Source organism: Candidatus Nomurabacteria bacterium (genome assembly GCA_023898525.1).
Classification (GTDB): Bacteria; Patescibacteriota; Minisyncoccia; order Phycocordibacterales; family UBA918; genus OLB19.
In genome coordinates this window covers 1,060,403-1,074,539 of the sequence record CP060227.1, presented here as the reverse complement: position 1 = coordinate 1,074,539, position 14,137 = coordinate 1,060,403, and the positions used below count along the sequence as shown (strand labels likewise).

The 14,137-nt window shown below is 40.2% G+C and carries 18 protein-coding genes; 5 read left to right on the top strand and 13 right to left on the bottom strand.

All coding sequences use genetic code 11. The features are described 5' to 3' along the window. Nucleotides 1-26: 26 nt before the first annotated feature. The 3 genes from H6779_05410 to H6779_05400 form a co-directional block, all read right to left on the bottom strand. Complete coding sequence (locus H6779_05410) at nucleotides 27-428, bottom strand: cupin domain-containing protein (GenBank protein USN87803.1); 402 nt, start codon at nucleotides 426-428, stop codon at nucleotides 27-29. Nucleotides 429-484: 56 nt separating this feature from the next. Beyond that, a complete protein-coding gene (locus H6779_05405) occupies nucleotides 485-937 on the bottom strand; it encodes a TlpA family protein disulfide reductase (protein ID USN88305.1) in 453 nt (150 codons plus the stop codon). 98 nt (nucleotides 938-1,035) lie between these two features. Continuing rightward, complete coding sequence (locus H6779_05400) at nucleotides 1,036-1,716, bottom strand: hypothetical protein (protein USN87802.1); 681 nt, start codon at nucleotides 1,714-1,716, stop codon at nucleotides 1,036-1,038. 135 nt (nucleotides 1,717-1,851) lie between these two features. On the opposite strand from H6779_05400, the gene H6779_05395 reads away from it, so the two are divergent. Next, nucleotides 1,852-2,187 carry a helix-turn-helix transcriptional regulator gene (locus tag H6779_05395; GenBank protein ID USN87801.1) on the top strand — a complete coding sequence of 112 codons (336 nt, stop codon included), beginning with the start codon at nucleotides 1,852-1,854 and terminating at the stop codon, nucleotides 2,185-2,187. 150 nt (nucleotides 2,188-2,337) lie between these two features. Next, nucleotides 2,338-2,685, top strand: coding sequence for a hypothetical protein (locus tag H6779_05390; protein ID USN87800.1), 348 nt, complete (start codon nucleotides 2,338-2,340; stop codon nucleotides 2,683-2,685). A gap of 76 nt (nucleotides 2,686-2,761) precedes the next feature. On the opposite strand, the gene H6779_05385 is transcribed toward H6779_05390, so the two are convergent. From H6779_05385 to H6779_05370, 4 genes are all read right to left on the bottom strand, one after another. Continuing rightward, complete coding sequence (locus tag H6779_05385; GenBank protein ID USN87799.1) at nucleotides 2,762-4,408, bottom strand: signal peptidase I; 1,647 nt, start codon at nucleotides 4,406-4,408, stop codon at nucleotides 2,762-2,764. A gap of 1 nt (nucleotide 4,409) precedes the next feature. Then, nucleotides 4,410-5,438, bottom strand: coding sequence for a hypothetical protein (locus H6779_05380; protein ID USN87798.1), 1,029 nt, complete (start codon nucleotides 5,436-5,438; stop codon nucleotides 4,410-4,412). Nucleotides 5,439-5,487: 49 nt separating this feature from the next. Then, nucleotides 5,488-6,873: a hypothetical protein gene (locus H6779_05375; protein USN87797.1), complete on the bottom strand. Its 1,386-nt coding sequence runs from the start codon at nucleotides 6,871-6,873 to the stop codon at nucleotides 5,488-5,490. 117 nt (nucleotides 6,874-6,990) lie between these two features. After that, complete coding sequence (locus H6779_05370; protein USN87796.1) at nucleotides 6,991-8,265, bottom strand: hypothetical protein; 1,275 nt, start codon at nucleotides 8,263-8,265, stop codon at nucleotides 6,991-6,993. A 437-nt stretch (nucleotides 8,266-8,702) separates the two neighbouring features. Here H6779_05370 and H6779_05365 point away from each other — a divergent pair, with 437 nt between their 5' ends. After that, entirely contained in the window at nucleotides 8,703-8,879 is a 177-nt protein-coding gene (locus tag H6779_05365; GenBank protein USN87795.1) for a hypothetical protein, read from the top strand. Between the two features lie 59 nt (nucleotides 8,880-8,938). On the opposite strand, the gene H6779_05360 is transcribed toward H6779_05365, so the two are convergent. Next, entirely contained in the window at nucleotides 8,939-9,217 is a 279-nt protein-coding gene (locus H6779_05360; protein USN87794.1) for a hypothetical protein, read from the bottom strand. A 119-nt stretch (nucleotides 9,218-9,336) separates the two neighbouring features. Further along, a complete protein-coding gene (locus H6779_05355) occupies nucleotides 9,337-9,711 on the bottom strand; it encodes a hypothetical protein (protein USN87793.1) in 375 nt (124 codons plus the stop codon). A gap of 192 nt (nucleotides 9,712-9,903) precedes the next feature. Between H6779_05355 and H6779_05350 the strand changes: the two genes are divergently transcribed. Then, nucleotides 9,904-10,191 (top strand): hypothetical protein, encoded by a 288-nt coding sequence (locus H6779_05350; protein USN87792.1) that lies wholly within the window; start codon nucleotides 9,904-9,906, stop codon nucleotides 10,189-10,191. 57 nt (nucleotides 10,192-10,248) lie between these two features. Here the strand turns inward: H6779_05350 and H6779_05345 are convergent, their stop codons facing one another. The 3 genes from H6779_05345 to H6779_05335 form a co-directional block, all read right to left on the bottom strand. After that, the gene (locus H6779_05345) at nucleotides 10,249-10,602 is read right to left on the bottom strand and encodes a hypothetical protein (GenBank protein USN87791.1); all 354 of its coding nucleotides are present in this window, start codon (nucleotides 10,600-10,602) and stop codon (nucleotides 10,249-10,251) included. Between the two features lie 289 nt (nucleotides 10,603-10,891). Next, entirely contained in the window at nucleotides 10,892-11,914 is a 1,023-nt protein-coding gene (locus tag H6779_05340) for a transposase (protein USN87790.1), read from the bottom strand. Between the two features lie 259 nt (nucleotides 11,915-12,173). After that, nucleotides 12,174-12,599 (bottom strand): hypothetical protein, encoded by a 426-nt coding sequence (locus H6779_05335; protein ID USN87789.1) that lies wholly within the window; start codon nucleotides 12,597-12,599, stop codon nucleotides 12,174-12,176. 36 nt (nucleotides 12,600-12,635) lie between these two features. Here H6779_05335 and H6779_05330 point away from each other — a divergent pair, with 36 nt between their 5' ends. After that, entirely contained in the window at nucleotides 12,636-13,349 is a 714-nt protein-coding gene (locus H6779_05330; GenBank protein ID USN87788.1) for an NAD(P)H-hydrate epimerase, read from the top strand. Nucleotides 13,350-13,352: 3 nt separating this feature from the next. Here H6779_05330 and H6779_05325 read toward each other — a convergent pair whose 3' ends face one another. Continuing rightward, nucleotides 13,353-14,126 carry a hypothetical protein gene (locus H6779_05325; protein ID USN87787.1) on the bottom strand — a complete coding sequence of 258 codons (774 nt, stop codon included), beginning with the start codon at nucleotides 14,124-14,126 and terminating at the stop codon, nucleotides 13,353-13,355. Between the last annotated feature and the right edge of the window lie 11 nt (nucleotides 14,127-14,137).

Below are 14,137 nucleotides of genomic sequence, written 5' to 3'. Positions count from 1 at the left end.
TTCCACTCTAAGCCTCTACCCAACCACTATCCTCGATCCATGGTCGTGACTCCATCAAAATGTTCCTCTTTCTCATCCGCCTTGGTTGGTTGTACTGTACCATCTTTATGTTCCGGAGTAGAGTAAATAGTATAAAGTTTTAACTCTTCCTCTCCTTCGTTAATTATATTATGCCAAGTACCAGCCGGAATAATAAGCGCATGGTCAGCCGGTAGCTCATATTCATCTTTATCATTTAAGATCACCTTACCCTTGCCAGCCTCCACTCTAATAAACTGGTCTAGACCATGGATTTCATTACCAATTTCCTCACCTGGCCTCACATTCATCAAAACCAGTTGCATATAGCGAGCCGTGTACAAAACTCGGCGGTAATCCGAATTCTGGAGTGTTTCTTCTTCGATATTAGCTGTGTAGTATTTTTTCATACAATTAGATAAGAAAACTAATAATGAAAATATTATATCACTAAACAATGGGAAACTTACTCAGCTAAGAGTTTTCCAATTTTAATGCCTAACACTAAATCATCAATTGCACCAAAAACAATCTCACGCAATTCTCCTTTTTTATCAATAATGATTAAGGAAGGAGTACCATTTAAATCAAACTTTTTCATAGTCTCTGGTAAACGATCATTGTCTTTGTGTTGATCAATAGCTACTGGAAAATCATACCGAAATTCTGAAAGAAAAGCGTGTAATGATTCTTTCCGCATCGCTTCATGGTGCTCAAAAACCGAATGCAGACCAAGCACCACCACTTTTTCCCTATCTCTAAAGATTGAATGCAAACGCTTTGCTTGTGGCAAACTATGAGTAACACACCCTGGACACAGCATTTGAAACACCTCAATTAATACAACCTTGCCTTTAAGTTCAGACAATTTTATTTCCTTTCCATCAGTGTTCAACCACTCAGCTACCACTAATTCCATGGTTGTAACATCTTTATTTTCGGTAGTCTCTATTTCGCAGACACCCTCAACACACACCTTATCTTTGATAGTATTTTTTGAGTCCATACTCAATACTACTATAATACATCAAAGTCGATTTCTTCTATATGAGTTACACAGACTGCTTGCAATTCATTTTCAGCATTAAACTTTGGCTCTAAATTAAATTGCACAACCCCTTTAACGTCTGTACCTGGAGCAAAAGATATTTTTTGGCTAGTCAAACTATGAGTACCACTAAAGCTAGCCGGTACCTTTGCCACAACCAACCCACGCTCTTTTACCGTGACGTCACCCGGAGATTCGAAGGTTATGTCAATTACACCTGGGTTTTCACCACAAAGAGCCACTTCACCTAGTCTTACAATATGGTTGTGCCACACCGGATCAGAAGCATCTTTCTGCGTTTCGCTATCCAAGACGCCCGCATGGGTAGTGGAAACAATCACTTGATCAGTTCCTTTATCAGTAATTACACCATAACCAACCGCTCCACTTTCACCCAAAAGTGGCATTACTCCCAGAGAAGTAAAATCTGCTGTTAGTGAGTTTGACTCTCTTGTCACTTGAGCTTCTTTTAAATGATGATTGATCTCTTCATGACCATTAACTACATTAGTCTTAACGACTTCCTTTGTCTCTTGTGTTTTTTGATCGTTATTGTCGACCATTACTTCAGCCTTATCATTATTGACAAAAACAAACAGTCCGATCAAAACGACAACGATAATACCACCTACTAAAAATTTATTATTCATATTTAAGATTTTCTAATTTTTTTAAAATCATGTTAGCAACATGTCCACAGAGTATATGCCTATTGATTTATGTTTTAAAGTAGCTATAATTTAGCAACCTAATTTAGTTCACTAAAGTTTTATTGTGTTACAAATATGAAGAAAGAAAAAGAAGTGGGGATAGAATTCAATAAGGACTGCTCTATTCGTAAGGCACTTGGCATAATTGGACAAAAGCATTCTATTTTAATCTTTAACGAACTCTTAAAGCATCAGGTGTTACGTTTTGGCGAGCTAAGAAAAGTACTAGGTAATTTAAACACCGGAACCTTGACCGTAACCCTAAAACAGCTTGAAAAGTCAGGCCTAATCAGACGAAAAGTTTACAGTGAAATACCTCCCCGAGTGGAGTATTCACTTACTGATAAAGGAAAAGAGCTAGAAAGAGTCCTTCTGCAATTACAAGACTGGTACGAGACGTGGTATGTGTAAATGTTAGTTAAGTAATAACTCTATCATTATAGATTACGATCAATATTTTTACGCAACATGGAGTTTGTAAAGTCTAGTTAGGTGTGGTATAAAGTACCTGTATCTCAAGGTACAGTTTTTTTAAAACAAATAGTGAAAGGGGAGATAAAAATGGAGCATTCAAACCATTGTAGCAATGCTATTTTAAAAAACAAACAGTTAGATGTAATCTTTCTGAATTATATAACAGACTTGCTTTTACAGTTATTTCAAACCCAAGAAATAACACCAGAGCCTGGTGATGTGCAAATCACAGGAATCAAATATGGTGATGACCACAAACCTCAGTACGTGTACTGTATATTTACCAGAAAAGCACTGGTTCCTGCGGGCTGCAAGATTACAGTAAACAACAATGAGGTTAGTTGGGTAGATAATGTATTAAATCATACAGGTTTCAGAACAAGCATCACATCACACAAAGCTCTTATACTAGAGCTACAAGATAGATCTGATTAATTTTTTTAACCAAATTATCCTTGAGAAAAACGTCCGTCACATTCAAATGACGGACGTATTTTTATACTTATAGGTACTAAAGCCCAACACCTGCTCTAGTCTCATCATCCACCACGCTAGCAGTTTCTTTTTGCGGAACTTCTACCGCCTCGTTTTCTGTATCTTGAGCCTCCTCTCTCACAACCTCTTCGTCTTCCGGTGTATTCTCTTCCTCTTTTGCTTCTTGGCCAGTATTATCCTTTACCTCCTCTATATCCTCTACAGGTGGTTCTTGTACCTTTTCCTCAACCACAATTCCTTGATCATTGTCGTTATTTTCTTCTCTTCCCTCTCCTTCACCAGTAATTTCAGAGTCAATAATCTCTTCAGTAGAACTTGCCTCTTTAGCAGTAGAAGATGTTCCCGAGACTTCTTCCGACATCGCTCCGGGTTGTGGAGTAGAAGTACCAACCGGTAGCAAAGCTGTGAATGTAGCTTGAGGACTCGAACTTGGTACAAGCGGCAAGGCGGTTTCAGCTATAAAGTTCAGACTCACTATCTCCGTATCAATATAGCCGGTCATACCATCAGTGCCAGCCAAATATCCGTTAAACACTAGATTGAAGCTACAAGTCTCTCCTGAATTATGTACTCCTGCCATCGAAAAATTAAGTGGCCAGGAACCGATGAAAGAAACTCCACTATCGGCTAGATTTTTAAATTGATCGGCGTAAATAAGTGGCGATTCTGCATCTACGAGTACATCATCACAAAAAGCAGAATCACCACTTACCTTCTCCACCGCCACATCATAAACCAATTCAGTGGCCGAAACCCCGTCTGGCGTAACAATCACCTCGATATTAGTTACCTTCTCAATAGAAAAATCTATCTCGGAAGTAGTGGGCGACACTGAAAAATCAACCCGCTTAGCTTGCATAGAATTATCCAAACTGGCCTCAATATCCATCGGGTAAGACAGAGTTGATATGTCTTCCAGACTAGTAAAACCAGTCACGAGCGCAAACACAAGCACCGATGTGACCAAAGCGGACATCTTTGGTCTAATATCATGATACATTCGAGGCTGTGTAGCTGCTTTTACCTCCTCCCTAGCACCCAGTTCGTTTCTTACAATAGGAGTTATATCCATTAGCTTAGCCGGCCGCGTTTTATCAAGTCCCCTTGGACTATAAGGAGCCACTTCCAGTGGTGTCGTAACTTTCCTAGCTACTTTAGGTCTGCGCATTCTTTTAACCTCCTGCCAGATATTCACCAATTCATCCAAGACAATTAAAAGCGCTGGTATCCCCACCAAAAGCACAAAACCTAGCGGTTGCCTTGCAAAGTCAAGTACATAACCGGCGTAAGGCGCATTAACCATCACCTTACCAATAACATCACCGACCGCCACCAGACTCATGTCCCGCTCTTCATTTGCATCCCCTTTGGTGACAAAATAACTAACTCCATCAACACTCTCGGTACCAACAATACGATGGGTAGTTGGAATCTCAGTATCAGTATTGTTAAAGGTAATAATGTCTCCAACCCCGTACTGTACACTCTCTTTTATTACGACTACTGCTCCAGTCATAATCTGCGGTTCCATCGAACCTGATTTTACAATCTTCACATCAAAACCAGAGAGTAGAGGAGTAGCAGGTGCCACAAACAACACCGTCAAACCAATTACTATGAGACCAAACAGTGTATATAATATTGTTGAGAAAAAAGCTTTCATATTACATATTTCGACCCATTAAGACGGCTAGATTACTCCATAGATTATTGCGGAAGCTTGGCGATTCTCGACGCAAATCACTAACTCGAGTAAAACGCTCACTTTCAATCTCCTCTTCCTGACCCGGAGGCACTCCATCATCATCAGTATGATCATCTTCGTCATTAGAATTGCCGGGGTTTGAGTCATCATTATGATCCTCATCGTTACCGTGACCATTATTACCCTTTGGTTTCTTTGGCTTTGATTTTGCAGAACACCTAAAACCGTTGTTGTAGCTAGATTGAACTGCTCTTAGGCGCACGTCCACACTCATAGAATCGGTCTGTATGACATTGCCCAACCCTTCTCCACTACAACTAACTTCGGCCGTGTCGACGTCTACCATAAGGTCTCCAGCACACCAGATTATGCCCACATAATTAACCGAGTTCATCTTGCAGCTCTTACCGGTATAAGTATCCTCGATTGGATAAGTCGTGTCATTTAGCAAAACACTAGCCGCCTGATCCTCCAAACCAAACAACACCTTCTCTCCAACCTCAAACTCTCCATCACCATCGTCGCGCCAACCAAAAAACTCAAGATATTGCGACAATTCTCCACCCTCCTCATCGTCTACCAGCGCTTCCGGCTCGTTCATGCCATTTTCATCATCTACCAAGTTCTGAAAATCCAAGCAGGCATAAGCGGCACTTTTCTTCACATGAAGACTGATGGTATGCTCGCCCATATCCCCCGGCTTCACATCGTCAAAATCAAAGAAGTGATCCACTCCCGGTACTAGGTGTTTTAAGTCCCAAGTCAAAGCAGGTTGCAAAACTCCATTGTAGACAGCGCGGCTGTCAATCGTGAGTTCCAGACCCTTACCATGACCACTTTTTTTGTGTTTACCATCATAACCATCGTTATAGGTCGCAAAGGTATAGCCTGCACTGACACCACTAGCCGACAAGATCACCACAAGAAACACCAAAATTCCACCTAAAAGCGTGATTTTAACTCCTTTTTGGTAGAATATTTTTGGCATATATAATGAAAGTTATTGAACCTCCCTCTCCCTTTAGACCACTCCTCTTTTATATATTTGGTGGCAACGTAGCACAGTTAAGTGCACTGAAAGCATCCAAATCATAACCATCAGCAGTTGCTTCAAACGGTGCGCGTGGTGATACATCGGTCACTCTGACATACTTGGCCCACGCTAAACCAGACGAAGCCAAGTCTGCCTCTACATCCCGATCTAAACTAGCGGATACCAAGTGCCAATCTGAGCCGTTTTGACTCACTTCAATCTTTATCTTTTCGACTGGATAACTATTACCACCAGTCACTTCCCAAGCTCTAAGGTCATTACCTGGACCATCCACAATATATCCATCTTCAAACTCAACTACGATCCAACCACCTTCAAGCTGCTGTGCGTCTGGATTGAATCCTAGACTAAAGAAGCTGTTTGGAACCACTGGATTATCAAACGACGTTCCAGCACTCTGTGGCGCTCCAAGAGCAAAAGTTGGATTTGAGCGACTCGGGTCTACCGGAGTGCCGTTTCTGCGAACTCCTTGTGAAAAGGCCACTACCTTAGTTGCATATGATTGCTCCGGATCACAAGTCAGATCAACTGGCTCACACATGAAGTTGGGGTTATGACGAGCTTGCACAGCACTGAAGGCAACATCAGCAGTCAGCGAGTCAGTCTGACTTTCATTGCCGAGCTCAGCCCCGCTACAAAGGAAACCACCATCAGACGGCTCACCTGACTTCTGATTGCCGTTATTGTCATCGGCCGGAGACCAGTCGTCAGCTTCGCCGTCTTGCGGAAGCGGATCAGGTACTATTTCACCAAAACACCAAGCCTTGCCGATATAGTAGGTTTCGGCACCATTTACCGGACCGGGTAGCTGATCCTCGTTCCATATATTCTTCGTGGCATCAGCCAGTGTGATTGAGTACGGTTCATTTAGTGGCAAAGCCCCGATTGGCCCCGGACCGGAGATAACTTCCTCATCATCTTCCAGTACATTATCTCCATCGTCAGCCCACCAGATAAAATTGACTAAACCAGCTAACTCACCCTCATCTTCTCCGGTAGTTTGGTCTACCAGTGCTTCCGGCTCAGTCTGCCCGTTTTCGTTATTGGAAGTCAAAGTCACATCAGCACACATGTATGAGTCGTTATTTTCGACATGTACCGATATAGTATCCTCACCATAATCCCCCGGCTTTACATCATCAAAGTCAAAGAATTTCTCAATGGTCAAATCCTTCTTTTCCCAAGAGGTATTTTCATTAAAAAGACCGTTATAGTAGCTCTCGTTGTCGATCAAAAGATCAATCGCTCCGGCTGCTAATACATTAGCTACCGAAGTTTCGGAATCGTTGAAGAAGGCCTTAGTTGCCCCGAAGGTCAGTGCCCCGCCAACCACTGTAATCATCACTAAACTCAAGAATATTCGTCGCATAGTTAAGTTTTTAAGGCTGAATAAATACGTTTTTAAACCTCAATCACACTGATTCCCCCTTCAGCCCGCCAAATTCCAGCCATAAAGCTGAAATTCGGAACGGCTAAATAGGTATTATTATTGAATTGGTGAAATTACATTTGTTATGTTACAAAGAAGATCATCCCCATTTGCTAAAGTAATAGTACCATCATCAGAATCTCCTATTTCAGAACAAGCTCCACTAAACTGAGCGTCCCAAACCACTCCAGATGGGTCGCCAGAATAAACCTCACTGATAGTATAGACACCAGCTGCCAATCCTTCAGCTTTGACTTCGTCACTCAATATAGTTGTGGTTGTTGCTGCATCAGGTCCAGTTATAACTAACTGAAAATCACTAACTTCCACACCAACTATAGTTGAACTAGAAAATGTAACTTCTTTATCTATAGTCAATGCTGGAGCTGGTAACTGAACATCTCGCCCCACACAAGTAAAGTCACCGTTATTTCGAGCCTGCTCCACTCGGAAAGCAATATCAGCTTCCATCATGTCCGTTTGGGCTTCGTTACCCATAGTTGAGCCATCACAAAGGATAACTCCCGGTGTTAAAGCGTCTATTTCACCGGCACACCAAGCTAGACCGATGTAATGTGTTTCACCACCAGCAATCGGCCCGTTACCGGTAGTTGAGTCGGCTAGAGCGTAGGTTCGTCCACCTAGCACATCACTTGCTGGACCTGAAGTGTTTGTAAACAGTGGCAGTTCATCTGTTTGCCAAATATTGTCCCCATCATCTAGCCAAGCAAAGAAGTTCATGTGTTGTGCCAATTCTCCATCAAAATCATCAGTACCCTCCTCTTCTACATCACCATCTTCAAGCTCTGGCTCGGTTGAAGACACGTCATCGTTTTTGGTGATATCAATATCAACACACATCCAAGCATCGTTGTTGTCTATGTGTAGTGAAATCGTGTTTTCACCCTCGTCGCCCGGCTTGATATCATCAAAGTTGAAGAAAGTGTGTACTCCATCCAACAAATCAGTCAAAGCCCAAGTACTACCACAAGGTTCGCCAGCTTGCGGTACATTGGCTGGATTGGCTTCGTTGTACTCATCGATAGCAGCTGGTACATTAGCGTCACCCGCTAGTTCATTCTGCTCTGTGTCAGGGTTCCAGACCACCTGATCTTCAGGAATCCAACGTGAGTTATCTGTCTCATCATCAGTATCATCATGACAAACTAAGCCATTGATATGACCAACACTATCAACCTTTAAATCAATAGCCCCAGCCGTGAACACGTTGCCGGTTGAAGTCTCGGTGTCGCTGAAGAAGGCCCCCGTTCCTCCAACAACGACCGCTCCTACGAAGACAATCATTCCCAAACTTGTAATAATTTTTTTCATAAATATTAAGTTGTATAAATTAATTAACCCTACTAATTACACTTTTAAAAACGCGGAGGTAAAACGCATACAACCCGTTTCGCCACTGCATGATAGTAGTTTAAAACACCAAGGACACACTTGGCCAATTGTCAAAAACAACCAAATCCACAGCTCTCAAATAGGCAAAAACTGGGGATAAAATGACTCAAAATACTTAAAAATAAGTCTCATTTTATCCCCAGCCCCTGTACATAACCCATGTATAACTCGGGTATAAACTGTGCCTTAACGGTTCCTAACCTGTTAACTAGCTTTAATACAACACACAAATATTTAGATAACATCTTTTCAATGCGGTCTTTTTGTGACATATTTACGCATAGAGTTTTGACACATACTTTTTTACAAAAATGCGGGAGACAATTATGTGCAAAGAAAACCTTAGTTGTACAAGTATGGATGGCTTAAATTCGGCAGAATATTCCGAAACCTGGCTAGTTCATCATGTCAACGACGAACGTGTTCTTTTATTTGACGAAATAGGTGGAGAAATAGAAGTGAAAAGAAGTATGCTCCCCAACGTTAAAAAGGGAGACAGAGGAATTCAAGACTTGCGACTCCAGACTACTTAACCACGTTAGTCACAATAAAAGATGGCCGGTTTTGCGCGAGCAAAACCGGCCTTTGGTTATTAATCAGAATGGACATTTGTCAAATACCTCTCACACCCGTCACAAACAGAGTTAAGATCACCTGCTAAGTAGGCGCAAGTCCAGACGACAATCAAAATCACTGTAGTGACAACGATCATGGACAAGAAAGTTAATTGAAACTGTCCAAGCCTGACATCATCAGCTTCAATATCACCCTTTTCTTTAACTAGGATTACATTTTTATAAATCGTCAGCCCAAGGAAAATAAGTACAAAACAAAGATCAATGATCGAAATACTCCAAAGTATTATATGCATTTTGACCTCCCCCACGAAAAAATTATTATAATTTAATCACAAACTGGGTTGTTTTGTAAATACAGAAAACGGCAGTACACTTTTACTTCTAGTGTACTGCCGATTATATGGGCTCATTATTAGATAGTTGGATGTAAGCCTCTAAGCCAATTGGCAAAGGCTGAGATAGGTAACATATTGCCGGTCATCGGGTTATAACAGAATCGAAAAACATCACCTACCCACACTTCGAGCTGCGCACCTGAAACTTCACTGGAATTTAAGAGTTTCGCAAACCTTTCAATCAAACTCTTTATGATAGACTCTTTAAATTTCGCCCCATCTTCATCACAGGCACTTTTATAATTGAACGTAGAATAGTTATTATAAAATTGTGCAGCTATGTAATCCCTATGTTTTTTAAAAATCAATTCTAATTCATATTGATTAACACATTTATCAACCGGACGAAATCTAGGTTTTTTACACCGTAAAAAATTTAAGATGTAACTCATGTCTCTTCCTCCACTTTAGGTTTGGAAAATTTAATACCCGTACTCCATATATTAGCATAATAGGAAAATACTAACCTATCAAGCGTTTTAAACTATAGACAATGATATTCGATTATCGTACAATTACTGTGGTTTGTAGTTTAAACCCGCTTTAGATTTAATTCTTAATTTTAAGTTAAGGGAGAGATTGTTATGAATACAAAATCATACGATGCGGCGGTACAAGAAACTATAATGAGTAAAATAATTGAGGTCTATAAAGTACACATAGTGTCGTTAATAGGTACAGATAGTGTTGACGTCGAAAGAACGGCAACTACACTAAAAATACACCAGGAAAGAATTTGGGGTGGTAATTATGTTGTAAAAGTGTACCTTCATTCTTTTAAGCGTTGGTGCTATTTTATAATAGTCCTAACCAACATTTCTGGAACTTTGAGACCATATCGCAAACTACCTCCACCTGTAATCGGAGAATGAGTATAATGAAACCAGCGCAGTGTCTGTAAGTAGACAACTGCGCTGTAGTTTTTTGTATTAGACACTAACACAAGCAGAATTACAAACCTTTCTAACCCTTTCTTCTTCATTGCCTCCATGACAGTAGTCTACCAGATCATGCAATTCAAAAGATAGAAGATCAGTGAGATTTGGTAGATAGACCTCAACAACCTCTTGTTCTAGTTTTATTTTAACCAATGACTGCCAGCCACTACCTACACCATCATCATCAAAATTAATCTCAGTGTCTATTCCTATAACCCTACCTACCTCACATTCCCTTTTGGAGACGTCGTTTTCTATGTGAATTACGTGTGACGTTAGAATAAGAAAGGTATATAAACAGAGAAGAATTAGCATAAAAAAGGTCAACCTCTTTGGGTAAGTCATATTATCCTCCTATTTCTAAGACAAGACAAAATATGTTATCAATCAATCTTCCCAAGAAAATTCGCCGTTCACTGGGTAGGAAATAGTAGCACCATCTCTTTCAGCAACCAAATCTTCCAGAAAGCTATTGACTTCATATAACGCGAATATTAATGCGGATAAACCGATGACTATTAGGACTTTTTTAAAAGATATTTTCATCATTTAATTCCCCTTTTTCGGTGATTTAAAAAACTTTCACTTAGAACACTGCCATAATTCAAGCGTACAGTCAATAGTTTGTACGATCTCACCACCTTTGAGACTCTATCTCATAATGTTCTCTATAATACTCCATGGGCGACAAAAGACCCAGTCCTTCATGCGGTCTCTCATGGTTATACCAATACAACCATTCATTCAGTGAATCATTGAAGTCAGGAATACTATCTCGAAGCAGGGATCGGTGATAAATAATGTGTTCTTCTTGAACGGTACGATTGAATCGCTCTATATAGGCATTCATCTTAGGACAACGTGGATAAGTGTGATAATGGTTGATGTTAAGAGTTAAACAAGCTTCGTGGAAGTATTTAGCGAATTCTGAACCATTATCAGTCTGTATCTCATCTATACTAAAAGGGGTATAGTGTATAAGTTGTTTTAGAAAGTCTCGAGCACTATTTGAAGAATGACTGGTATAAGTACGAGCGTAAGCAAACCGTCTTTCTATGTCTATGGCGGTGAGTATGTACCGTTTAGTGCCATCTATGTGTCTCACGATAGTGTCTATCTCCAAACCTTGTTTTTGTGGTCTTCTTTGTTTTTTAACCTTGGTTTTTCTTTGTTCTTTGTGTGTACCACTCTTAGCGTACCAAGAGAGCTTAACTGGATTCGGTAGTCTACCTAGTTCTTTAAGATCACTGATACAGCGATTAACATAGGAAACTGACACCTTGAATCCTTCCTTCTTCAATAGCGGTACCAGCTTTTTCCCACCAATCCGTGGTCGCTTAGTACGCCAGTTGATAATAGCTTGCTCTAGTGGTGGTGATATCTGTCTCACTCTTCGTTTCTTAGGAGCAGTACTCTTGGGGTCTAGGGCTTGGATATTACCATTACTATCATTTAGTTCTTTTTGCCATCTAAATAAAGTTGGTCTAGATACGCCAAAAGCATCTTTGGTGGTATTAGTACCATGTTTTTGCCAAAACGTGAGTATTTTAACTCTTCTTTCGACCTCCTGTTTGTTTTTCATTGTCTGCCACTTTAGAGCACTATCAGCCGCTTTGGCAAACCCTCTGGTGTTCCTTAAAATGTTATGTATTCTCATTACTCCTTATTTAAGGAGTCTCATATGTATGTGAGATTATTCATAGTTAAGCCGGCACCTATAGTATTAAATCTATTAAAACAAAGAAAATAACGGAGGTGCAACCTTAAAGGGAGCGATGAGCGACAAGAAAAGGTCGCTCCTCGTTTGTTTCCCATACAAATTAATTAGCATAGTTGGCAAATCAATATACTTACTAAAACAATTCAGACCCAGAGACATAACGTCGCCAGGTCTTTACTATTTAGTTTTTATTATTTTACTCTATCATAACATCAACCCATAGCAACAAACCCCTTCTATCAGGAATTACCCGATGTTTCATACCTATCTCTACCACAAAATCGTCCCCTATGTCTACTTTGGACTCCATAAAAGAACCGTCGATTAACTGTTTTATATAAGAACCACTTCCTGCCATAACGTATATTTGCAGCCTGTGGTCACTTACACACAGATTAAAATTCCCAGAACCGGACCTAACCCTTAACTTACAACCAACAATCTGCGGCAGGTTATTCTGTATCAGATCAGAGGGGTTTTCTGGTGTAAATACGACATTCTTACCACTCAAATCTACTTCCCTGTTAAATATGAGTATTTTCATTATTGTTCTCCTCAAAAAAACTGTTCTGTTTTCTTTATACCATACCCAAGACAGCAAAATAACAATTTTCTTAGACAAATTGATGTTTTTGGTCTAGGATTATTAAAAACACATATGGAAATACCATACATTACCACCGACCAGATGCGCGAAGTTGATCACTTAATGATTCAGTATTTTCGAATTGATTTGCTACAAATGATGGAAAACGCGGGAAGAAACCTAGCAGAAATCGCTAAGAATGAATTTTTTGCTGGTGATAGCAGTGGCAGAAAAGTAATAGTGTTAGCCGGTACCGGCGGCAACGGTGGTGGTGGGTTAGCGGCCGCCCGGCACCTCCAGAATCACGGAGCTCAGGTAACCATCGTCCTGGCCACCAGCAAATATGGACTGAGTAAAACCACACGCCGGCAGCTAGATATTCTGGAGGAAATTGGTCTAAATGTAGTAACAGCTCAGTCTAAGCTCAATTTTGATGAGTTCGATCTAATCATCGACGCTTTGATTGGCTATTCACTTACCGGAAATCCTGAGGACGAATACGCCTCGCTTATTACTACTGCTAATTCTTCTAACACACCTATTCTTTCGCTAGACACCCCATCTGGGTTAGACACCACCAGTGGTCAATCTTTTAATCCCTGTATAAGAGCCGACATCACTATGACGCTTGCGCTACCAAAAACTGGTTTTAAATCCACAACAGCGAAGGAATACTTAGGCAAACTTTATCTCGCAGACATCGGTGTACCCCCAGAGCTTTATAAAATGATAGAAATTGAGGTACCCAAAAATATATTTACTCAAAGTTTTATTACAAAACTATAAAACTTACTGCTTGGGGTATTTGTAATTATAACTATCCAAGTCGACCTTAAGGGCATCGGTCAGAACCTTTGACTCTAGATCATAGGAATGATTTTGATAGGGATTCTCTGGCGCGTCCAGATTTAGGGGATTCAGCTGATAAGTATAGAGCTGAGCCTTTAGTGGTACACCGGGATAAGCCCATAACACCCATTGCTCACGCCCCATAATGTATTCGTTTGGTAATGATATTTTCTTTTTTGAGCTTAAATAAATCATTAAGTGTTCCTCTAAAAAGAAATTGATTTGGTTTTCATCTAGTTTGCGCCCCACAAAATCAGCGTCTTCTTTTAGATATTTCAAAAATCTCTCATCCGAATTGTAAATCTCTTTAAACCTTGCTAGATCAGACGCAAAATTACCATCGTAACTTAGATAAAACTGATTCCATACCTCGTAAGAAAAAGCATGCTGGATTTGGAAATTCTGACGTTCTTTAAAAAGCAGTTTTTGCATGGAGTTCTTGTGGTTTAGCACAATATTCATAAATTTGTACTTCAAAACACTAGCCCTTTCATCAGAATGTAGATACAGAGAGTCACTGTAAACAAAATTTACACCTGCTTTTGGAGCAGAGACCTTAGACGGAGAAAAATATTTAAGATATTCCACATACTTATCCGGTTCTTGACCAGTTTTATTCTGCGCTCGAGAAATAGAAATTGGAAAAACCAGAATCCCATATTCCTTAGGGAGTTTATTTATATCGTGAAAGTTGTGAGTATCTGCTGCTTGCATAAACTTTATTG